Source organism: Ktedonobacter robiniae (assembly GCF_016587375.1).
Lineage (GTDB): Bacteria > Chloroflexota > Ktedonobacteria > Ktedonobacterales > Ktedonobacteraceae > Ktedonobacter > Ktedonobacter robiniae.
Genome location: NZ_BNJG01000003.1, coordinates 235045 through 256001 on the forward strand (window position 1 = coordinate 235045; position 20957 = coordinate 256001).

Here is a 20957-nt window from a genome sequence, read left to right on the forward strand (position 1 = left end):
TACATTCGTATGCGCAGCCCCAAAGTCTTTCTCGCCCTATTGTTCGTGATAGGTGTCCTCTTCGTCGTCGGTCTCAACCTTGGGGCCATACACTCCGACGATCAGGCATTCCAGCCTCCTGGGTGGGTGACGGGACTGGGTAGAGCTCTCGTCATTCAGCAGCCGTTAAAGGTTGGTGATCTGAGGCCTGCGCCCGCGAGTTGTCTTCAGAAAGATACGCTCGTCGTGCCCCTGGGCAGCGTCTGCACGTTTGGCATTGGAGAGTCCCCCTTCACGCTGCGTCTGGTCTCACTGCAACTCATACAAGGGGCGTCGGCGACGGTAACGCTCACTCAGGAAGAGACGCTACCCGTGCAAAAGACCCTCATGGGGGCAGAGACCACAACGGATACCAATTTCAAAGTTTACCCGGGCAAAGCGCATGGGACACTCAGTATCACGTGCCTTCGTACGGAGGGGGCACCTGCGTGTCTCCTCGCACTCAAGTAAGTTGAGCCGGACCTCCAGGAGGATAAAACTATGTCAAGCTCATTTGCGATCACCGCGGCGACCAGCAGCGTGCCTCTGGATAGCAGTCGCCAGGTGCAGACCTCGTTTACCGTTTCTAACACAACGACACGAGTCATTAGCGGTCGCGCCCGCGTGGTCGCCCTCTCATCGGCTGCCAGTTCCTGGTTGACGCTGCTGGGAGAATCTGAGCGCGAATTCGCCAGCACCGGAAGCCAGCAATATACCGTGCAAATTACCGTTCCACCAGGCGCCCCAACTGGCGACTACACCTTCCGGCTGGATATGCTGGACCTGGCCAATCCCGATGATGACACTAGCGAGGGGCCAACGGTCAAATTTACGGTGCCCGCCGCGGCACCTGTGAAAAAACCCTTCCCCTGGTGGATCGTGGCCGCTGCGCTAGGAGCGCTGATTTTGCTAGGTGGCGCAGCCTATGGACTCAGTCAGATCACTCGGAAAGCCCCTGCACCCATCGCCATGCAACCCACCGTTACCCCCACTGTCGTGGCTGGACAATGGAAGAGCGTTGCGCCTATGCCAACCGCACGTGAGGGATTGGTGGTGGTACGGGGGTCCGACGGGCGGCTCTATGCGATCGGTGGCCATGGTATCAATCCCGATGGCAGCTATTACCTTACCCGCGTGGAGATCTACGACGCCGCGAAGAATACCTGGACTACCGGTACGCAGATGCCCACCCGCCGAGGGTATCTAGCGGCGGTACTGGGGCCCGATGGCCTTATTTATGCTATTGGCGGCACCAATCGTGTCGCAGACTCCGGCAATAACCAGCTCAGTACAGTGGATACCTACGATCCCTTGACAGATACCTGGACAACTCTTGCCTCCACTCTGCCCACCCTCGTTCCAACCTTACTGCTGCCGTGGGGGCCGATGGGCGCATCTATGTAATAGGCGGTAAATTAGATAGCGGCGAGCTAAACGTGGTGGAGGCGTATAATGTCAGGGCACAGACCTGGACAACCCTTGTACCGATGCCGACCGCACGCTATGGGCTCGCATCGGCGGCTGGCCCCGATGGGCGTATCTACGTCATGGGGGGATAAACGCAAGCGGCATCCTGAAGACGGTAGAGGCATATGACCCCAGGACGAACACCTGGACAACCCTTGCACCTATGCCAACCGCACGCACGGGATTGACGGCAGTGGTAGGGCCCGATGGGCGAATTTACGCCATTGGGGGTCGAAACGCAAACGGCCCTCTCAAAACGGTGGAAGCATATGACCCCAAAACGAATACCTGGACAACCCTTGTCGCCATGCCGACCGCACGCTATGGGCTTGGAGGAGCGCTTGGACAGGATGGAAGGATCTATGCTGTAGGTGGCTTTGCCGGGAGCCCAGTCAATATAGTCGAGGTCTACAATAACCAGCCAGTGGCGATGCACGGTATGCAGGTAGGAGAAATTTACCCGCACACCGAAGCGACGATACCACAAACCGGGCAAGAAAGAAAACGCATCATCAAGGGAAAGGATTCCTCTCGTCCCTGAGAGGCTTTCCTGCTTCGCTGAGTCCCGCCTGCTTTGTTTTTCACTGCTTGTTTGTTCGCTACTTAGCGGCCATCTCGAATGGGCACATCGGCTCCATCACGAAGATACACTGGAATCCGCTCTAAGGGGGCCACTGCCGTGATATAGTGGCCACCCTCAAACGTCTCGCCGCTCCAGGCATCGGTCCAGGTGGTCCCCGCGGGCAGGTAGACACCGCGACTGCGCGCGCCTTCCGTCAAGATTGGGGCCACCAGCAAGTCGGGGCCAAAGAGGAACTGGTCATCTACACGCGTGCACTCCTCATCCTCAGGGAAATCGAAGAAGAGGGGCCGCATGGGAGGGGTGCCCTTCTCGTGCGCTACCCTCATCTGAGCTTCGACATACGGGCGCAGGCGCTCGCGCAAGAACAAGAGCTCCTTAATGATCTCGTATGCCTCCGGGCCAAACGACCACGCCTCGTTCTCCGCGCCGGTATCGATCATGGCGTCAATGTTGCGCTCGGGATTACGGTAGCCATGCAGACGCAGCATCGGGCAGAAGGTACTGTACTGGAACCAGCGAATCAGCAGTTCGCGGAAGGAAGGCGAGTCGATGTCGCCACCATAGAAGCCGCCGATGTCGGTTGTCCACCAAGGGATACCGCTCAAGGCCATATTCAGGCCCGCGCGCACTTGAATCTGCAAATCCTCAAAGGTGCTATCGATATCTCCTGACCAGACAGCCGCCCCGTACCGCTGACTCCCTGCCCAGGCCGAGCGGCAGAGATTGAGGATAGGCTCATCGCTCTCCCGGTGCTGATGGTCATAGAACCCCTTGGCGTGCAGCATCGGATAGGCATTCGCCACTGCACTGCCATTGCCCAGGTGGAAACGAACGTTATCCGCATCCAGTGGATGCATCTCCGGCTCGCAAGCATCCAGCCACCAGGTTTTGATACCGTATTGATAGTAGTGCTCGCGTACCTGCTCCCAGACAAACGCGCGTGCCTCGGGATTGGTGGCGTCATAGTATTGCACAAAGGCCGGACCCTCCGGACGGTTATCCTGAAAGATCATCATAGCGGGGATGCCACGCTCCGTGCGCATCAACAGGCCACGCGCCTGCATCTCCACGAAGTTCTCGCTCATGGGGTTGACTGTCGGCCAGACGGAAACCATCAATTCGACGCCCATTGCTCTGAGCTCGTCAACCATGGCCTGGGGGTCAGGCCAGGCTTGCGGATCAAAGCGCCAGTCACCTTGCAAGGTCCAGTTAAAGAAGTCAATAACAATAACCGAAAGAGGCAGGCCGCGCTTCTTATACTCGCGGGCGACCTGGAGCAATTCATCCTGCGTGCGGTAGCGTAATTTACACTGCCAGAAACCAGAGGCCCATGTGGGGAACTCAGGCGCATGGCCGGTCGCATCGGCATAGTGCTCCATGATCGAGGCGGGCGTATCGCCCGTCGTGATCCAGTAATCAAGCTGAGCGGTCGCCTCGGCGATCCAGCGCGTCGCGGTTTTGCCAAGCTCCACGCGCCCGATGGCCGGGTTGTGCCATAGCAGGCCATAGCCCCGGCTTGAGAACAGGAAGGGAATCGCCACTTCAGTATTGCGCTGGGCCAGTTCGACTACCGCCCCCTTCTGATCGAGCAACCCGTGCTGGTGCTGCCCCAGACCGTAGAGCCTCTCGCCTTCATACGCCTTGAAACGCGCCTCCAGATGATAGAGATCGCTGTGAAGCGCTTTAAAATGGCGAGGTGGAATGCGGGTCGAATGCTTAAGAGGGGTTTCCGCCAGCAGTTCCTCTCCGCTCTCCGTCTTGGAGAAGCGAACATGCCCCTGCGGAGAAACGCTCGCGGTAAGCGCGCCATTGCTGATCCTGGCCCCCTGCGCGTCAATCGCGATCTGCACTTCCGTTGGTTCCGGCGACAAAAGGACGCTCAACAGGTCGTCACGAACTGCAGCATTAGGCGTCGAACGGACGCGCAGGCTGTCGCGCCCCCACGGCTCTATGCGCAGTTGCTCGTGATTCCGTTCCCACAGTAGTGCATTTGCATATCGTTGAAAACCTTGCATGATAATCCTTCTTTCTTGGTCCGAAGTTCTGAGACATCCCCACTCACCAGTTCCTAGCCCTTCAACGCACCAGACGAGAGGCCGGACGTGATATAGCGCTGGAAGACAATCAGCAGGATCGCGGCTGGTATCGCTCCGAGGGTCGCGACCGCCATCAGGTTATTCCACTGGGAGTTAAACTGCCCCAGGTAGCCATAGATGCTCAGGGAAATGGGCTGAATATCATTCACCGTCATAATAGTGAGGCCGTAGAGGAAGTCGCCCCACGCGAAGAGGAAGGCGAAGAGCCCCGCCGTCACAATACCCGGCAACGCGAGCGGCAGTATGATTCTGAGGAACGCGCCCCACTCACCCGTGCCATCGATAAACGCCGCCTCGACCAGTTCATAGGGAAGCGATTGCATATACGCGGCCAGAATAATTACATCAAAGGGGACAGCATACGTGCTATCTGCCAGAATCAAGCCCAGGTAGCTATTCAACAAGTTCAGCTTGTTAAAGATCAGAAACATCGGCGTCGCCAGGGTGACCGCCGGGATCATCTGCGCCAGCAAGAGCGCGAAAATCAACACGTTCGAGAAGCGCAGGCGGAAATGCGCCAGGGCATAGGCAGCGGGAATCGCGATGGCGAGCGAGATCACCACCGCCCCCAGCGCGACGATCAGGCTGGTAAGCAGGTGCGGGAACTGATCGGCGAAAGTCGCCGTATACGCTTCAAACGTGATCTGGGTCGGGATCAGCGAGACGGGTATCTTGAAGATATCCTGGTTTGTTTCCAGCGAATTGACAATCATCCAATACACGGGAAAGAGCATTATCACGGTAATGATCAACCCCAGGATGAGGAAGAGAAGCGGGCGCAGCGAAACGCTCCTTTTGCGCTTGACAGATTGAGCCTGCATTGCGAAATCTCCTTTGTCTATGCTCAGGCATCCTGCTGACGGTTGGCGCGTACGTAGAATAGCGCCACTACCAGTGAAATGACCAGGATAACATTCCCTAACGCCGATCCCTGCCCGAACAGCTGCTGTGCGAAGGAGAGGTTATACGACCAGGTCGCGAAAATCTGCGTCGTGTTCGCCGGGCCTCCACCGGTCATTACATACACAATGTCGAATACTTTCAGCGTGTAGATGAGGCCAAGCATCAAGACAACGCCGATCACCGGTCTAAGCAACGGAAGGGTAACATACCAGAAACGCTGCCACTGGGTCGCACTGTCAATTGACGCCGCCTCGTAGAGCTCGCCCGGAATGCCTTGCAGGCCACTGTATAGCAGCACCATATTAAAGGGGATGCCAATCCAGATGTTGGTCACGATAATTGTTGCCAGGGCGTATCCAGGAGTGGTCAGCCAGCCAAAGTGCGCGGGGATGAGATGCAGGCCCGCCAACGTCTGGTCAATAATGCCGTTCGTCTGATCAAAGAGCCAGCGCCAGACCGTTCCCGACACGACCAGAGGCAACAGCCAGGGCAGGAGCATCAACGAGCGCAGAAAACGGCTCAGCGGGAACTTTTTGGTGAAAAACACCGCCAGCGCCAGACCGATCACAAACTGAGGCACGATCGACCCCACCGTGAAGATGAGCGTGTGAAGCGCCGCACCACCGGTCGTCGCGTCCTGAAGCACGGCGATATAGTTGCTCAGGCCAATGAAGGGCGCGTTGCCCGTGTATTCAGTCTGAAGGGTGTATTTCTCCAGGCTCACACTGATACTATAATAGAGCGGATAACCAAAGAAGATGAGCAAGTAGATAATCACTGGCACCAGGAATGAGAAGCGAACCAGGCGCGAACGACTGCTTCTGCGCGCTATTGATTTCGACACGTTCCCTCTGACCACCGATTGCTGCTCCTGAATATGCGTAGCCACGATAAGCCTCCCTGAACACACACACCAGAACTCTCGCTTGACTGGCCCACGTTAGAAAGCGTGGGCCAGTCAAGCGAGAGGAGAGATCCCACATTAGCCCTTTACAATCGCGTCGATCTTCTGTTGCGCCTGGGTCAGCGCAGACTGTGGAGAGAGGCTGCCAGAGAGAGCGGATTGCTCGGCAGTCCAGATCTGCTGCGAGATGTTGGGATACTTCTCGCCGACTTTGGCGGTGCGAGCCTGGGCGTTGTTCAACTCATCGGCGAAGACCTGCAACTCGGTATTCTGCTTCAGAAGATCCTGGGCAGCAGCCTTCAAAGGAGGAATGTAGCCCTGTACCTGGTCGTAGTCCGTGATCTGCTTTGGCTGCTCCAGCCAGTTCAGGAAATCCCAGGCAGCTTTCTGATGCGTGTCGTCGGTCTGCGGAATGGTCCAGATCTCTCCGCCCAGCGGGGAGACTGTCTTTTTCCCAGCGGACGGGGCTGGCAGAGCAACAACGCCGTAATCCACCTTGGCTTGCTTCAACAGGCTCAGGTCCCAGGGACCATTCTCCATCATAGCCGCGTGTCCCTCTTCAAACTGTGTCAGGACATCGGCCTGGCCCCAGTTCAGCGAGGCCTTGGAGAGGGAGCCGTCTTTCAGCATATCCGTAAGGAACTGCAATGCTCCGACGCCTGCAGGGCCATCGACCTTGTCGAGATCACCACCATTCGACCACAGGTACGGCTCAAACTGCCAGGAACCTTCTTCGGTAGCAGGTGCCGAGAGAGCGAAGCCGTAGGTATTGCCCTTGGTCAACGCCTTCGCGTCAGCCTGCAGCTCAGCCCAGGTCGTGGGAGGCTTGAGACCGGCGTCATTGAACATCTTCTTGTTGTAGTAGAGCGCGAGATCGTTGTTCCCCGTTGACACAGCATAGGTCTTGCCCTGGTACTGCATCGTGGAGAGCGAGCCTCCGTAGAATTTGGAGGAGGCGAGATCGCCCGTCAGATAGGAGTCGAGCTGTGTGAGCGCCCCAGTTGATGCGAACGTCGGCAGGTTCGGATTATCCATAACCAGGATGTCCGGTAGTGTATGCGACGCGACCTGCTGGGATACTTTGGTGGTGAATGAGCCAATCGGCACCGCGGTTCGTTTGATCGTCACGTCCGGGTGCTCCTGCTCGTACTGCTTGATGAGTTTATTGATTTCAGTGTTTGCTGGCTCTGTTCCCAGGTAGTCCATCTCGGTAAGCTCAATCTTCCCGTTAGAGCTTTGAGCGGACCCACCACAGGCGCTCAACAATAGTCCCAGAGCGAGAAATATGAGGCAACTCATTGAGATCAGGCTGAAAAAGCGCTTAGAGGTGCGCTTTTGGGATGTTATATATGCTTGACCCGCCACTTTAAACGGCTGTGGATCCATTGTATATCCTCCTTTGGATTGACCATCACACCCGACACGAGAGTAAAAGCCCACCTTCTGCCCCCTCCCCTGTGAAACAACACGAACATACTCTCCAGTGAATGGAGATGCGTTCCCGCTCCACAGGAATCTCCAGTCATGTTTCCCTCTCGATCTGGAATCAGCTTTGTCCCTTTTATCGAAGCGCTTCGATAGAGAAATTATAAGTTCAAGAACAGAAACTGTCAAGAGTGATATCTGTCAATATTGATGTCTTAGCGATGAGGGCCTGAACTAGAACGTATGGTGAGAGGCGGAGTCAGCAAGACTTGTCTCGCAGCGGTCTCGATCCCATTCAACTTATCCACCAGAATTTGCGCTCCTAGTCGTCCCATCTCCTCAAAAGGGAAATCGACCGAAGTAAGGGCGGGCATCGTCATCTGCGCCAGGTGCGGTGAGAAAATCGCGACTAAGGAAACATCTTCAGGAATGCGCAAGCCCTTGTCAGTAAGAGCGCGGATAATACCACCGCTCGGCCAGGGCGTCATGAGAATGAAAGCACTAATGGCTGGATGGTCATTCAGCAGGTTCGTTGTTGCCTCATACCCCGCCTGATCATTTGCCTCGCAGCAGCAATCTATGCCCTGTAACCCATGCTTCTGCATCTCGCGATAAAAAGCGTCCCTGGAGCGCACGACATAGCCAATGCCCCGCTCCAAAAGCTCTGCCGACTGGTTAATGAGCACGATATGCCGATGCCCCTCCTCTACCAGGTAACGAACGCTTGTCTCCAACGCATAATCAAAATCCAGGTCCACAAAACTCATATCGGCATTTTCCGCGTAGCGGCCAATCATCACGAAGGGCACATGCTGCTTCTGGAGCAACTCAACACGTGGATCATGCAGGGCAACTTCCATGAGAATCGCTCCATCGATAAAGCCCTGGTGGGTCATGTCCATTACCTTCTCATCATCGGTCAGGGGGGACGTCCACAGCAGGAGAGCATATCCGTGATCGGTAGCCGAGGCCGCGATACTGGTAATAAACTCGGATTGGGGACCTAACTTGGAGCTCCAGGCAGGATAGAGCAAGGCGATGATACGCGTACGCTTGGTCACCAGCGCGCGCGCCAGCGAGTTCGGCTGATACCCCAACTCTTCCATCGCCTGGTAGACCTTTTGCTTCACCGCATCGGAAATGGGTCTCTTCCCACTCAGCGTATACGAGACGGTGCTTAAGGTAACGCCCGCGCGCTTGGCGATATCCGACATCTTGGGCGAGTTTTTCATATTGTTCGATGACTTATTCACAACTTTTTCGACAATCAGGCCAGAGCAAAGCCTCTCCCTCCTACGTGAGCATACGATGTGGCAAGACATATTTGCCATCAATGTATAGCTCTGTTATTCACCTGCATATTGCGCTAAAAATGCCACCCCTGTCAAGAGTGGCAGTGTACACGAGAGTTTCTTCAGAGGCTAATCACGCTCCAGAGCTTACCATCTGGCAGACGGGCGACGTTGCAGTTCGCCCGGTGAGACACCTCGGATCTTTTTAAAGACTTTCAGGAAATAGTGATAATCATGAAAACCGACTTGCACTCCTACTTCCTTGATTGGTTTACCCATCACCAGTAATTCCGCCGCGATGTCGATGCGCAGGTGTTGTAGCTTCTGATGAATGCTCCTGCCAAAGTGCTGCCGAAAGACACGATCCAGGTGTCCATAACTATATCCTAACTCCTCCGCGATCAATTCACTATTCACATCCTGCTCGATATGCTCTCTGAGGTAGTCCATGACGCGATAGGCCAGTCGCTTCGGCCTATCCTGTTCACTCCCTGTGTAATCCTGCATGGCGCTCAGTTGTGCGAGGATCGCGGCAACCTGCACGTTTATCTGCGCGGGGGACAACACGGCAAAGTCCACAGCGCGCTTGAGAAAGCGATACAGGTTAAGATATGAGGTATCGGGTGGTATGCGTCCCAAGACAGGCAAGCTCAACATTTGAGACGCGTAACCTCCCTCTCTCGTTAGAAAGTGGAAATAGATTACATCGAAGCTTGTCCCGCTCTGTATCCCATAATGCCGCACATATGGCGGCAGAAGATAATAGCTATTCGCGCATACGTTCACTCGGTCCCCACCCACCTGTAAACTCGTCGCACCCCTTGTGAGCATACCAAGCACCCAGAAATCCAGCACACGGTCAGCGTGCAGTGTTTCCTCCTGCACAAAACCCATACTCAGAACTTCTGGTTGCCCATCTAGTCGATAAATCGAGCCGGACATGTTGAAATTTTCCACCTTTGCGTTGAGAATCTACATTGCGCCTCGTGCCTACGTCCTTTATCCTATCATGTATATACCAGACACGGAACTATAGAGGAGGTCCTTCAATGTTTGAAACTCACCATTCGCTCCCCTGGAACGCAGTCACGCTTCAGCCGGGATCACTCAAGAAAAGGGCAGAGCTTAATCGCGCCTATATGCTCAGCCTCAAGAGTTCTCATCTGTTGCAGAACCATTATGGTGAAGCTGGACTCTGGAACCCGCCCCAGCAACCAACAGATTGCCACGGCGGATGGGAATCGCCAACCAGCCAATTGCGCGGACATTTCCTCGGACACTGGCTCTCGGCTGCGGCACGCCTGTTCGCATCGACGGGCGATACTGAGATCAAAGGGAAGGCTGACTTTATCGTGGCCGAGTTGGCGCGTTGTCAGCAAGAAATGGGAGGCGAGTGGATCGGCTCTATTCCAGAAAAGTATCTCGACTGGATCGCGCGTGGCAAGCGTATCTGGGCACCTCAGTATACTCTGCACAAGACCTTGATGGGTCTGTACGATATGTACGAAATTGCTCAGAATGAGCAAGCACTTGACATCCTCATCCACTGGGCAAACTGGTTTCATCGCTGGACAGGGCAGTTCTCACGCGAGCAGATGGACGATATTCTCGATGTCGAAACCGGCGGCATGCTTGAAGTATGGGCAAACCTCTACGGTGTCACCAACAAACAGGAACACCTGGATCTCATACGGCGCTATGATCGCCGCCGCCTCTTTGATCGCCTGCTTGCTGGGGAAGATGTGCTGACATATATGCACGCGAATACCACTATCCCCGAAGTGCATGGCGCAGCGCGTGCCTGGGAGGTAACCGGTGAACAGCGCTGGCGCGACATTGTTGAAGCATACTGGCGCCTCGCGGTTACGGATCGCGGCTATTTCTGCACTGGTGGTCAGACAAGCGATGAGATGTGGTGTCCACCGCATCAACTTGGCGGGCAACTCGGACCCGAAAACCAGGAACACTGTACTGTCTATAACTTGATGCGCCTGGCGAACTATCTCTTCCGCTGGACCGGCGATGTCGTCTACGCGGACTACTACGAGCGCAATTTCTATAATGGTATCCTCGCGCAGCAGAACGCGCAGACAGGCATGGTCGCGTACTACCTGCCTCTGGAGACGGGAGGAACCAAAGTATGGGGAACTCCGACGAATGATTTCTGGTGCTGTCACGGAACCCTTGTGCAGGCACAGGCAAGCCATACGCGCGACATTTATTTCACGAATGATGAAGGGCTGCTCGTCAGCCAGTACATCCCTTCCCGCGTGCAATGGCATCACGATGGATCCGAAGTTAGCGTAACTCTGGAGAGCAAGGCCCACGACGTCTACGCGCTGAAGGCTTCGCGTGAGCAGCCGCGCCAGACATCACATCCCGAGTATACGCTTAGCGTCAACTGCGAGCAGCCCACAGAGTATACACTTACGCTGCGCTTGCCCTGGTGGCTCGCGGACGAACCAACGATCACGATCAATGGCGAGCGCCAACAGGTTCCTCACACTCCATCCAGCTACTACAGCATTCGCCGAACCTGGCATAACGATAAGCTTACCATCCTGCTTCCGAAAGCCTTGCAAATCGTCCCCCTGCCAGGTGCATCTGACATGATGGCCTTTATGGATGGTCCCATAGTTTTAGCCGGACTATGCGATGACGCGTCTATGCTCTATGGAAGTAAAGATCAGCCCGAAACGCTCCTGGCTCCTTATCATGAACGCCAGTATGCCGCCTGGCAGCCTGATAGCTATGAGACGCGCAACCAGCCGCACACCACACGCTTCCTCCCTCTGTGCGACATTCGCGACGAGCGTTATACTGTCTACTTCCCTATTACTGAATAGTTTTAAAGGAGATGCAGGAGGGTCTTGCTTCTGCATCTCCTTTAAGGCTGCGCCATTATGCATAAATCAGCATAAACCATAACTCAATTGTACAAGCTTCCGCCTGGCTGTGCATCATATAATGTAGTACTCATTCTAAATAGGATACCATAGGCAGAGACTGATTCAGACTATTTTTTGCTAGAGAGGGACTCCATCGTATGTTTGAAGCACGACGAAAAGCATTTATGGATCGCATGGGCGGGGGCGTGGCAATCCTCCGTAGCTGCCCACAATTTCGGCGCAGTGGCGATTCCCTGGAATTTACCTATCGCCAGGACAACAACTTCTACTATTTGACAGGCTTCGAGGAACCAGAAGCGATCTGCGTCCTGGCCCCAGAGCATCCAGAGCATCACTTTATCCTCTTCGTCGCGCCACGCGACCCCTTCGCTGAATCCTGGACGGGACGGCGCGCCGGTCCAGAGGGAGCGATGAGCCAGTATGGCGCTGATATTGCCTACCCACTTGAGCAGTTCGCGGAGAAACTACCTGAATATCTCAAAGGCTGTCAAACCCTCTACTACAGCAGCGGCAAGGCCCAATCCTTCGATGATCAATTGCTAGAACTGCTCGCGCGCCACCGCCGCGTCTTCATCCCACGTCAGATCGCCGATCCTCTATTTATTCTGAGTGAAATGCGCGTACGCAAATCGCCGGAGGAAATCGAGCTGATTCGTGAAGCCTCTCGCATTAGCGCCAAAGCGTATAGCGAGGTGCTCAAAGCCCTCAAACCGGGAATGTACGAGTACGAGGTCCAGGCGATTCTGTCATATGTCTACCAACAGCACGGCTCGCCTCGCCATGGCTACGCGCCTATTGTCGGCTCCGGTGCCAACGCGACCATTATGCATTACGATAAGAACAATCGTCAGATGCAAGATGGTGAACTAGTTCTTATTGACTCGGCCTGCGAATACCAGTACTATAGCTCCGATATCACGCGCACCTATCCCATCAACGGACGCTTCACACCTGCCCAACGCACGCTTTACGAGTTGGTACTCAAAGCACTTGAGACCGCAACGGCGATGGTCAAGCCAGGTATTACGCTTACCGATATCCATGACCATACTGTCGAGGTCCTGACAACAGGGATGGTGGAGCAGGGCATTCTTAAAGGCGATGTGAAGCAGCTTATCGCGGATAAAGCCTATCAGCCTTTCTATGGCTACTTCACCAGCCACTGGATGGGCCTTGATGTTCATGATCTCGGCCCATACAAGCGCCTGGGGCAATGGGACGAAGATCCAAAGCTCGAACCTGGCATGGTCTTTACCATTGAGCCGGGGATCTATATCCCCGAAGGCACCAAAGACGTGAACCCCGAGTTCTGGAACATCGGCATTCGCATCGAGGACGATATCCTTGTAACCGAGCAGGGCTACGAGAACCTCACCAGCGACGCACCCAAGACGTTCGCAGAAATCGAAGCCATTATCGCAAACAAATAGAGGGTTTCCTATGAACGAGTTACATTCTACGGTCTCCCAACAGGAGGCGATCCCCTTTCACACAACTCATCCGCACGTGCCTGTGGTCCTGGACACGCTCTTTAGTATACGCAACGTCATCAGCGCGGTTATTGCGCCTGATGGGAAGCGCGCCGCGTTTGTGGTTCGCGAATGGGTGCCAGATCAGCCTAGACAGCGGGGACGTGTCTGGTGTGTAGACACAGCAGGCGGCGACCCCTATCCCCTAAGCACAGGGACGCTCGATGATTCTGCCCCCTCCTGGTCACCTGACAGCCAGCAGCTTGCCTTCATCTCTAAAAGTGGGCATGAGGACGAGGCCCTGCTCCGCATTGTCCCCGCACAAGGTGGAGAAAGCCGGACCATTTGCGCCATGCCTAATGGCATCAGTGAGGTCAACTGGTCGCCTGATGGTAGCCGCATCGCCTTCCTCTCACATGATGGTCCCAAGCCAGGCAATGATCCTATCATATTGCGCCCTGGCGAGGAGCGTTATCGCCGCCTCTGGACAGTGCGGCCTGCGTATGGCACTCCCGAGTCTATCACCCCCAATGGCGTCTCTATCTGGCAATATGCCTGGTCACCTGACAGCAGCCAGTTGGCGGTCTATTTCGCCACTGGCCCCGAATACTCCGATTGGTACTGGGGGCAGGTTGGTATCGTCGCGGCTAGCGGCGGAGCAGTTCGCCAGCTCAGCCAGCTTGACCGCCAGGCATGCTCCCTCGCCTGGTCGCTTGACGGTAATACTATCGCATATGTATCGGGCAACTGGAGTGATCCCGACCGCAACGGCGGCGACATCTATGTCATCTCGCTCACGAATGGCCAGACACGCAATCTCACACCGGAGCTTGATTGGAGTCCTACCTGGTGTAGCTGGCTCCCTGACGGGCGGCACTTGATCTGCGCGGGCTTCGAAGGCCTCTCCTGTCAGATAGGCTTGCTTGATAGCACAACTGGCAAGATGACTTCCCTGAGCAGCAATTTCGCCCTGGGAGACCGCCACTGGCCCCACCTGTCAATGACGGCAGACCGGCGCTATGTCGTCGCTACGCACAGCGAGAAGCATCCCTACGATGTCTGGTTTGGCGAACTACACTATGAAGACGCTAGCGTGAGGGATCTTACCTGGAAGCGCCTCACGCGTATGAACCCGCAGCAGGAAGAGACGCTGACGCTGGCGAAGACTGAGCGCATTCGCTATGAGAGCGTTGATGGCTGGCACATTGACGCTCTCGTGACATGGCCGCTCCACCATGAAGGCAGCACTCCCCCACCCCTGATCTTACATGTCCACGGCGGTCCCTCAGGGGCGTGGCTGGACGACGGCGACTACCATTCGCAATACCTGGCGGCGGCTGGCTTTGCCGTCCTACGTCCAAATGTGCGCGGCAGTATGGGTCATGGAGTCGCCTTCGCTGACGCTGTACTGGGTGATATGGGTGGAAAAGATTTTCAGGATGCTCTGCGCGGCGTCGACTATCTCGTCGAGCGCAATCTGGTTGATGGAGAGCGCGTCGGTATTATGGGCTGGAGCTATGGCGGCTTCCTCTCTGCCTGGGCCGTCACCCAGACCAACCGTTTCAAAGCCGCGATCATGGGAGCTGGAATCAGCGACTTCCATAGCTATCATGCTCAGTCTAACGAACAGGGCTGGGATATGCGCTTCCTCGGGCAAAACGGCCATCCTATCGATCCGCTCACTCATCCCGAAGCCTATCGCGAGCGCTCGCCAATCACCTACGCCCGCCGCGTAACCACACCGACAATGGTCGTTCACGGCGAGAAGGATCTCTGTGTACCCGTCAGCCAGGCTTACGGCTTCTATCGCGCACTGCAAGAGAACGGCGTTGACGCCGTGCTGGCGGTCTACCCACGTGAAGGGCATGGCTTTGGCGAATTGAAACACCAGCGCGACTACCAGCAACGTGTGCTTGCCTGGTTCAAACAACACTTGCTCAAACAGTCTTAGTGCTCCAACAACAAAGCCTCTAACCTGTAAATTTGCGAATTAAGTGGGCGGATTCTGACTAAATCTTGACAATTAAATGGGCGGTAGAACGGGCAGCAGAGCACAAAATTTTTGCTCCCCATCAAGGCGACGTTTCGAGATCTCTCTGTAAGCCGATTCATATTGATTGCTTGCTCTCCCATTTAATCATCAAAATTTTTAACAATCCGCCCACTTAATTCGCAAATTTACACCCTCGGTACGGGACATATCGTACATTCAGTCATATCTGTCTTTTTGGTATATTTCCCTGTTAGTTCCCACATCTAGCGAAACACATTGTTTTCTCTGATTGGCAACAATTATAATCGAATTTTGTTAGCAGGAACGTTTAATAGGTAGTATGTATTCTTGTAGCTAGAATGTATGAACAGGACCAGCAGAGAGGATTTTAATCAATGGGCGTAACAGCATTTCGGCAAGTTGAGAACAAATCAGATAAGATTATTAGGTTAAACAACCATGAACATCCCAGCGACACAGTAATGCTACAACCAGGTGGAAGAGCAGGAATAGAAATGTGGATTCCTTGGTGTGTCGGTACAACGGATTTCAAAAATGGCCACTATATTACGGTTGACCAAATGTCACCAAATTACCCAAGTTACCCTCTTCCTACAGCAGTTCTTTATGCTATCTGGCAGAAGGACAATACTGTTTGCTATTCTACAGACGCACAATACCACAATCCAGGTACACCTATTCCTGGTATTTGCGCAATTAATGGTGATAGAGGATTAACGATCAATTCCGACTTAACAATCACTGTAATTCTCGTTTGAGGCAATTCATCCAAATAGCAATCTTTACTATTGGTGATGCTATCATACCTTATCTTTAGTCGCGTAGCTATCAAGGGTTTGTTACCATTACAGATAACCCTGCGGCCTGTTGAAAAAACCTAAAGCGCCATAGAACGTAATCATGGCAGAAGAGGAAGTCTTTGTCGAGCAGAAGGAGCGGCTGCCATGATGGGAACCAAAGTGCGGACCTTCGCTCCCCAGATCAAGATGTCGCTGGATGATTTGGTCCCGCAAGATCATTTTTATCGGTACTTGGATCAGAAACTGGATCTCTCGTTTGTGCGGATCTTCGTTCAGGACAGCTATGCGCAGGGAGGTCGCCCTTCCATTGATCCCGTCGTGTTTTTCAAGCTGCAGTTGGTCATGTTTTTTGAAGGGATTCGCTCTGAGCGCCAACTCATGCGCCAAGCTGCGGATCGCTTGAGTGTGCGATGGTCTATCGGTTACGATTTGGACGAAGCTCTGCCGGATCATTTCAGTCTGACACGTATCCGAGCGCTCTACGAGGTTGAAGTCTTCCGCCGTTTTTTCGAGGCTATTGTTGATCAGTGTCAACAAGCAGGGTTCGTCTGGGGAAAAGAACTGTATGCCGACGCGACCAAAGTCCGGGCGAACGCCGCCCTTTCTTGGCCCAGTACTACGTAAGCTGCTACAAGTAGCAGCTTACGTAGTACTGGGCCAAAATGTGTCAACCCTTCGTTCTTATTACCACCTCCACCTGTCAGGTGCCTACCAGATTGCATGCAAAAAAAGACCTGATCAACGTTATTCTCACAGAGAAAACTCTCTGTTTGTTAATCTGGTCTCAGATAAAACTATGAGTTTAAAAGGAGGCACCAAATGGTTCAGGCTCAGTCCTCAGTATCGACCCCACAAAAAGTCTATAAGCAGAACAGCATATTGCTAGTTGCGCACCTGTTTATTCTTGCCCTTGGTCTTGGTTTTGGCGTGGTATTCCTTGTGCTGTCTTTGCGCATGGCTATCGATATAGGGTCACGTATAGTGTTCCTTTTTGGGGCGGGCATTATGGCAGTGCTTGGCGTTCTGGTCTTTATTGGCTTTCGGCGCATGCGCCTGATAACCTCCCCACAGGGTGTGATACTGAATGGCCTTGGTTATAAGGTCTACACTCCCTGGGACAATATCAAAGAGCTAAAGACAGACTGGTATGGTGGAAACAGCGCGTACTTTACGCGTTTTTATCAGCCCGCTAAGCTGGTTGAGGGTTTCATTTTTTATCGGCCTGCTGTTTTCGGGCTTTCCGTTGAGGACGGTCTTAGACAACATGTCCCTGTTATTCAAGGGTGGGCCTTGCTGGCTGCCCAGATGAGCCGCTTTTCCCATATGCTGCCGCTGGCTGGGTTTTTGAATGAGCAAACGCGTCAGGAATTGATCAAGGATGCAAAAAAGTATGCACCTGAAACGTTTCAGGTGATAAAACAGGGGTAAAGTGAGCGCTCGTTAGGGAGTCCTTAATGGAACCATATGAATTCATGAAGCCTCCTTTTCCGGAGGAGGTATTCCAATTGGGGAAGACATATCAACTTGGCGAGCCGCAGGAGCAATATGGGACCAAATTTAATACCTTTGCAGGCTGTGCCGTACTGGTGGTTATAGCTTTTATTGGACTGGTCATTGCCGCTGGTGGGGATATGGCAAGAATTCCTTCCTGAGACAGCCATTTGGAACCGTCAAACTTGAAAAGTTGCTTTTATACTAAGAAATGAACTTATACTTTTGTACCTGAAAGCGGGCATTTCTTCCGAAAACGAAGGGTAGCAGAAATGACATCCCTCATTTATCCTTGTTTATTTCTGCTCATGCTCTCAAAACCCACGTTGTAAATACGATAATTAGATAGAGGCAAAATCGTACAATTATCTGAAGTAATACCACCTTCGTCTTTTTCTGCCATCGCTGCTCAAAGCCCTTTGGAAGCCAATAAAGCTACATTGGCGCGGCCGAAGAATTCCTTGCTTTACCTCAGATAATTGTCAAAATTACCTCATGGAATTTCAATATTTACAATGGCGTGCCGAACTTTTGCCCAGATATGCGTATTTAAATTGTCCAGGATGCCAATGTGTCCAGTTGGTAAACTGGGAGCCAGGATCTGCTCAACATAGAGTTCAAAGACGGTAGCATCCGCTGAACCTTCCAGGACGAAGGCTTCACCCATTCCCTGAAGCGAGAGCAATGCCAGAAGCGTGATATTCTTCCTCCTATTACGTGGAACAGAACCATAGACGCGTTCTCCTTTTGGAGAGGTGGGTTAAGGCAATGTTTGAGCCACATTCATCTATGAATACTAATTGCTTGGTATCCGAGGAGAAAGCATAACCCAACCAGTATGCTCGCCAGCGTGCCTGAAAACGACAATGTCAACATCTTGCGTAGGGAATACTTGATGACCCCGGCAAAGCGTTCTTCGCATTCATAGGGAACGAACACCTGTCGGAAACCGACCCAGACAGAGAGTCCGCGCATGAAACGGTGGTGCTCAGGCATCGAGACAAGTACATCGACCACCTGCCGGTCGAGCAGGCAGAAATTCCCAGTATCCTGTGGAATGGGAACCGAGGTGAGCCGGGTCATCAGCGGAATACCAGGGAGTCACCAAGCACAAAATTGGCGACAGCAGCCATGCCGATCTCCAATCCAGAGGCAGCAGTATCGGCAAGAGCGCCCAGGCAATGATGAATATCCCCTGGTTGAGCAGAGTGGTTCCGGCGATGGAACCATGAAAACGGAGCCAACGCCGGAACAGCGTCCTTCTCGCTGTGCGTATGGAAGGGCAATCATTCCAGGTGAACACGTTGCTCAACACAAAATTCACCTGAGCAGCGAGCAGGAGGGCTAGAATATTTGCTAGGATAGATTCTATGTTGAGCTCTGCCAGGAGAGCTAGTAGCCTAAGCTGCAACATTCCGCAGGCACCACCTGTGAGAAGGAAACGCAGAGGGCGCGCCTGCTCGGAGAAAAGCAGCACCAACATATATTTTGCCCGCAGACGCGTTTTCTGTGGAATGAATGACAAGAGTTTTATCTACTTTCGATCCTTTATATTGCCTGGAAGATGGAAGAAATGAGCGCCCTGCACCTCAGGAGATCACGGCGCAATTATACAACTGATTTCTACTTCCAGAGACATTGCCAGGCCCAGCGCCATTGGCAGAAGATTGCCACAGGCGGCTCTCCACGCTCTGACAATGCTGTTCCACCCAGTCGGTGAGTTGGGTGTGCTGGACTCCTCGTGCAAGGACTGGCCCACCTTGGGGATTCTTTGCCGGCAACAGGAAGAAGTGTACTGTACCCTGCTTGACCAGCACCTCAAGCTCATTGACCGTTAAAATGGGATCGCTGCCGGTGAAACCACTCATTGCCATCACTGGTGTGTTCGTCGCGAGCATGATTTTGCCTGCTGTATCATCCTGTGCATTGGGCACGGCCAACAGAAATTTTGCCTGACCTCGATTGGCCTCCAGGTAATGAATCAATGCGGGATCAATCATTTGCGAACCAGAAAGGGGTCCCTCTCCCTGCGGAGGTCCCGCCACCGGCTCTAGTGACTGACTCCGCGTGATGGGAATGATTGCCCACACGGTCGGCGTAAGCAGCAAAGCTACCCCCCCGACAATGCCCAGCAGCAAAGCGAGGAAACGAGTATTGATTTCCTTCAGACGCAGGAACGGAACCGCACGAACACTCACAAGTGCCCCTGCGGTTATGAAGCTCAATACAACTAGCGGCGGAATCAGCCAGCGGCCCCATATTGGATCAGGATAAACGCTCAAGAGAAAAACCTGCTCTGCCGTGGTGACGACGACTGCGATCGGCAAGAGCCAGCTCCGCCACCCCCACGACGATAGTCCTGCCACGTCGTCACCAGACCAATGCCAACGAGCGCCGCAATGGCAGGAGCCATCACGGTCAGGTAGTACTGGTGGAAGAAGCCAGCCACACTGAAAAACATCCCCATCGTGAGCAGCCACATACCCCACAATACCAACGATTGTAGCTTCCGATCTTCCCGCACGTTCGGGCGTTGCTGCCAGGCTCGCGCCAGCATTCCCAGCACCGCCAATGGCAGGAGCCAGCCGATCTGACTGCCAAGTGAAAGCCCGAAAAGGCGTAACGGACCAGGAGTGCCGATATCAAAACCCATTCCACCTATTTCTATTTCCCGCGGTGTTCTTCCATTCTCGCCTCCAGGAACTGAGGGGGGCTGACTGGCGGGTGTCTGTGGTTGCTGGGTTCCATCCCCCGCTGTAGGAGTTGAGATGGTTGGGGTATGACCAAACAGACGTTCGAAGCCATTGTAGCCAAGCGCCAGACTGAGCGCTGAATTGTCTTTCGTCGAGTCAACGTAGGGCCGTTGCGAGGCCGGTGTGAGATCGACGGCCACCAGCCAGGAAAACGAGACCACCAGGAGCAGTAGCCCGGCTAAGGCCAGATGCCCAATGCGCTTCCAGATGCGATGAGGTGCGGCAAGCAGGTAAAGCATCCCGTAGGCGGGCACCACCAGATACGCTTCCAGCATCTTGATGTTGAAGCCTATGCCGACGAGGATGGCGGAGAACGCTAGCCAGCGCAAGCTCCCGCTCTCCGCCGCCCGCATTACGGCCCACGCTCCAATGAGCAATGTCAGTGTCAGTGTACTATCAATCGTGACATCGCGATTGGTCACAATGCTAATCGGGCACAGTGCCAGGACCAACGCTGCCAGCAATCCAGCAACTCTGCCAAAGTGACGCCGCACCAGAGAGTAGAGCAGGAGTACTGAGAGCGTACCGGCCAGCGCTTGTGGCAGCAGTCTGCTCCCGCTGTGGCTTCGTGTAAAAGCGGCTTTTGCTCATGCCAGCCGCTGCGAAGACGCGCTGATGGATATAGTCATAATAGTCCATCTCTGATACCTTGGCGACAATCGCGCCCAGAACCACGTAGCCTGAATTGCTGTAGGACCAGACCGTTCCAGGAGTAGACTGTAACGGCTGCTGCTTGACAATCTCCAGCAGACCATTCATGGTTTCAGCGGCGCTCTGCCAGGTGGCTAGCTTGGCTTTGTAATCGGGGGCCAGATGAAAATCCCCCATTCCGG

At 54.0% G+C, this 20957-nt stretch carries 21 protein-coding genes and 1 pseudogene; 11 read left to right on the forward strand and 11 right to left on the reverse strand.

Features of this window, described 5'->3' with window-relative positions:
- Nucleotides 1-9: 9 nt before the first annotated feature.
- The 4 genes from JMJ04_RS33475 (at nt 10) to JMJ04_RS33490 (ending at nt 2026) form a co-directional block, all read left to right on the forward strand.
- Nucleotides 10-489 (forward strand): hypothetical protein, encoded by a 480-nt coding sequence (locus JMJ04_RS33475; RefSeq protein WP_201374733.1) that lies wholly within the window; start codon nt 10-12, stop codon nt 487-489.
- A 30-nt stretch (nt 490-519) separates the two neighbouring features.
- Entirely contained in the window at nt 520-1422 is a 903-nt protein-coding gene (locus JMJ04_RS33480) for a Kelch repeat-containing protein (RefSeq protein WP_201374734.1), read from the forward strand.
- Entirely contained in the window at nt 1395-1577 is a 183-nt protein-coding gene (locus JMJ04_RS33485) for a Kelch repeat-containing protein (RefSeq protein ID WP_201374735.1), read from the forward strand. The genes JMJ04_RS33480 and JMJ04_RS33485 overlap by 28 nt, the downstream gene beginning before the upstream one ends.
- Before the next feature lie 71 nt (nt 1578-1648).
- The gene (locus tag JMJ04_RS33490; RefSeq protein ID WP_201374736.1) at nt 1649-2026 is read left to right on the forward strand and encodes a Kelch repeat-containing protein; all 378 of its coding nucleotides are present in this window, start codon (nt 1649-1651) and stop codon (nt 2024-2026) included.
- Between the two features lie 62 nt (nt 2027-2088).
- Here the strand turns inward: JMJ04_RS33490 and JMJ04_RS33495 are convergent, their stop codons facing one another.
- The 6 genes from JMJ04_RS33495 to JMJ04_RS33520 form a co-directional block, all read right to left on the reverse strand.
- On the reverse strand, nt 2089-4083 hold the full coding sequence (locus JMJ04_RS33495) for a glycoside hydrolase family 31 protein (RefSeq protein WP_201374737.1): 1995 nt from the start codon (nt 4081-4083) through the stop codon (nt 2089-2091).
- A gap of 53 nt (nt 4084-4136) precedes the next feature.
- Complete coding sequence (locus JMJ04_RS33500) at nt 4137-4985, reverse strand: carbohydrate ABC transporter permease (RefSeq protein WP_201374738.1); 849 nt, start codon at nt 4983-4985, stop codon at nt 4137-4139.
- 23 nt (nt 4986-5008) lie between these two features.
- Entirely contained in the window at nt 5009-5956 is a 948-nt protein-coding gene (locus JMJ04_RS33505) for a carbohydrate ABC transporter permease (RefSeq protein ID WP_201374739.1), read from the reverse strand.
- A 93-nt stretch (nt 5957-6049) separates the two neighbouring features.
- Complete coding sequence (locus tag JMJ04_RS33510) at nt 6050-7357, reverse strand: ABC transporter substrate-binding protein (protein WP_201374740.1); 1308 nt, start codon at nt 7355-7357, stop codon at nt 6050-6052.
- A gap of 254 nt (nt 7358-7611) precedes the next feature.
- The gene (locus tag JMJ04_RS33515; protein WP_201374741.1) at nt 7612-8628 is read right to left on the reverse strand and encodes a LacI family DNA-binding transcriptional regulator; all 1017 of its coding nucleotides are present in this window, start codon (nt 8626-8628) and stop codon (nt 7612-7614) included.
- Nucleotides 8629-8835: 207 nt separating this feature from the next.
- Nucleotides 8836-9630 (reverse strand): AraC family transcriptional regulator, encoded by a 795-nt coding sequence (locus tag JMJ04_RS33520; protein WP_201374742.1) that lies wholly within the window; start codon nt 9628-9630, stop codon nt 8836-8838.
- Nucleotides 9631-9737: 107 nt separating this feature from the next.
- Between JMJ04_RS33520 and JMJ04_RS33525 the strand changes: the two genes are divergently transcribed.
- The 7 genes from JMJ04_RS33525 to JMJ04_RS33555 all read left to right on the forward strand — a co-directional run bounded on the left by JMJ04_RS33525 (nt 9738) and on the right by JMJ04_RS33555 (nt 17532).
- A complete protein-coding gene (locus tag JMJ04_RS33525) occupies nt 9738-11534 on the forward strand; it encodes a beta-L-arabinofuranosidase domain-containing protein (protein ID WP_201374743.1) in 1797 nt (598 codons plus the stop codon).
- Between the two features lie 200 nt (nt 11535-11734).
- On the forward strand, nt 11735-13027 hold the full coding sequence (locus tag JMJ04_RS33530; RefSeq protein ID WP_201374744.1) for an aminopeptidase P N-terminal domain-containing protein: 1293 nt from the start codon (nt 11735-11737) through the stop codon (nt 13025-13027).
- Nucleotides 13028-13037: 10 nt separating this feature from the next.
- A complete protein-coding gene (locus JMJ04_RS33535; protein ID WP_201374745.1) occupies nt 13038-15017 on the forward strand; it encodes a S9 family peptidase in 1980 nt (659 codons plus the stop codon).
- A 437-nt stretch (nt 15018-15454) separates the two neighbouring features.
- A complete protein-coding gene (locus JMJ04_RS33540; RefSeq protein WP_201374746.1) occupies nt 15455-15838 on the forward strand; it encodes a hypothetical protein in 384 nt (127 codons plus the stop codon).
- Between the two features lie 186 nt (nt 15839-16024).
- The gene (locus JMJ04_RS33545) at nt 16025-16504 is read left to right on the forward strand and encodes a transposase (RefSeq protein WP_236038743.1); all 480 of its coding nucleotides are present in this window, start codon (nt 16025-16027) and stop codon (nt 16502-16504) included.
- 195 nt (nt 16505-16699) lie between these two features.
- Complete coding sequence (locus JMJ04_RS33550; RefSeq protein WP_201374747.1) at nt 16700-17308, forward strand: hypothetical protein; 609 nt, start codon at nt 16700-16702, stop codon at nt 17306-17308.
- A 26-nt stretch (nt 17309-17334) separates the two neighbouring features.
- Entirely contained in the window at nt 17335-17532 is a 198-nt protein-coding gene (locus tag JMJ04_RS33555) for a hypothetical protein (RefSeq protein WP_201374748.1), read from the forward strand.
- A gap of 332 nt (nt 17533-17864) precedes the next feature.
- Here the strand turns inward: JMJ04_RS33555 and JMJ04_RS33560 are convergent.
- The 5 genes and pseudogenes from JMJ04_RS33560 to JMJ04_RS47355 all read right to left on the reverse strand — a co-directional run.
- A pseudogene (locus JMJ04_RS33560) lies at nt 17865-18113 on the reverse strand (transposase); the annotation flags it as partial.
- A 246-nt stretch (nt 18114-18359) separates the two neighbouring features.
- A complete protein-coding gene (locus tag JMJ04_RS49110) occupies nt 18360-18854 on the reverse strand; it encodes a GtrA family protein (protein ID WP_420799560.1) in 495 nt (164 codons plus the stop codon).
- A gap of 106 nt (nt 18855-18960) precedes the next feature.
- Nucleotides 18961-19698, reverse strand: coding sequence for a mannosyltransferase YkcB-related protein (locus JMJ04_RS33570; RefSeq protein ID WP_201374750.1), 738 nt, complete (start codon nt 19696-19698; stop codon nt 18961-18963).
- Nucleotides 19650-20669 (reverse strand): glycosyltransferase family 39 protein, encoded by a 1020-nt coding sequence (locus JMJ04_RS33575; protein ID WP_307811805.1) that lies wholly within the window; start codon nt 20667-20669, stop codon nt 19650-19652. Before JMJ04_RS33575 ends, JMJ04_RS33570 begins: the two co-directional genes overlap by 49 nt.
- Nucleotides 20551-20952, reverse strand: coding sequence for a serine hydrolase (locus JMJ04_RS47355; protein ID WP_236038747.1), 402 nt, complete (start codon nt 20950-20952; stop codon nt 20551-20553). The genes JMJ04_RS33575 and JMJ04_RS47355 overlap by 119 nt, the downstream gene beginning before the upstream one ends.
- Nucleotides 20953-20957: the final 5 nt, after the last annotated feature.

Coding starts and splice junctions, on each gene's coding strand:
- JMJ04_RS33475 (WP_201374733.1), top strand. CDS start 10: ATGCGCAGCCCCAAAGTCTTTCTCGCCCTATTGTTCGTGATAGGTGTC.
- JMJ04_RS33480 (WP_201374734.1), top strand. CDS start 520: ATGTCAAGCTCATTTGCGATCACCGCGGCGACCAGCAGCGTGCCTCTG.
- JMJ04_RS33490 (WP_201374736.1), top strand. CDS start 1,649: ATGCCAACCGCACGCACGGGATTGACGGCAGTGGTAGGGCCCGATGGG.
- JMJ04_RS33495 (WP_201374737.1), bottom strand. CDS start 4,083: ATGCAAGGTTTTCAACGATATGCAAATGCACTACTGTGGGAACGGAAT.
- JMJ04_RS33500 (WP_201374738.1), bottom strand. CDS start 4,985: ATGCAGGCTCAATCTGTCAAGCGCAAAAGGAGCGTTTCGCTGCGCCCG.
- JMJ04_RS33510 (WP_201374740.1), bottom strand. CDS start 7,357: ATGGATCCACAGCCGTTTAAAGTGGCGGGTCAAGCATATATAACATCC.
- JMJ04_RS33515 (WP_201374741.1), bottom strand. CDS start 8,628: ATGAAAAACTCGCCCAAGATGTCGGATATCGCCAAGCGCGCGGGCGTT.
- JMJ04_RS33520 (WP_201374742.1), bottom strand. CDS start 9,630: ATGTCCGGCTCGATTTATCGACTAGATGGGCAACCAGAAGTTCTGAGT.
- JMJ04_RS33525 (WP_201374743.1), top strand. CDS start 9,738: ATGTTTGAAACTCACCATTCGCTCCCCTGGAACGCAGTCACGCTTCAG.
- JMJ04_RS33530 (WP_201374744.1), top strand. CDS start 11,735: ATGTTTGAAGCACGACGAAAAGCATTTATGGATCGCATGGGCGGGGGC.
- JMJ04_RS33535 (WP_201374745.1), top strand. CDS start 13,038: ATGAACGAGTTACATTCTACGGTCTCCCAACAGGAGGCGATCCCCTTT.
- JMJ04_RS33540 (WP_201374746.1), top strand. CDS start 15,455: ATGGGCGTAACAGCATTTCGGCAAGTTGAGAACAAATCAGATAAGATT.
- JMJ04_RS33545 (WP_236038743.1), top strand. CDS start 16,025: ATGATGGGAACCAAAGTGCGGACCTTCGCTCCCCAGATCAAGATGTCG.
- JMJ04_RS33550 (WP_201374747.1), top strand. CDS start 16,700: ATGGTTCAGGCTCAGTCCTCAGTATCGACCCCACAAAAAGTCTATAAG.
- JMJ04_RS33555 (WP_201374748.1), top strand. CDS start 17,335: ATGGAACCATATGAATTCATGAAGCCTCCTTTTCCGGAGGAGGTATTC.
- JMJ04_RS49110 (WP_420799560.1), bottom strand. CDS start 18,854: ATGTTGGTGCTGCTTTTCTCCGAGCAGGCGCGCCCTCTGCGTTTCCTT.
- JMJ04_RS47355 (WP_236038747.1), bottom strand. CDS start 20,952: ATGGGGGATTTTCATCTGGCCCCCGATTACAAAGCCAAGCTAGCCACC.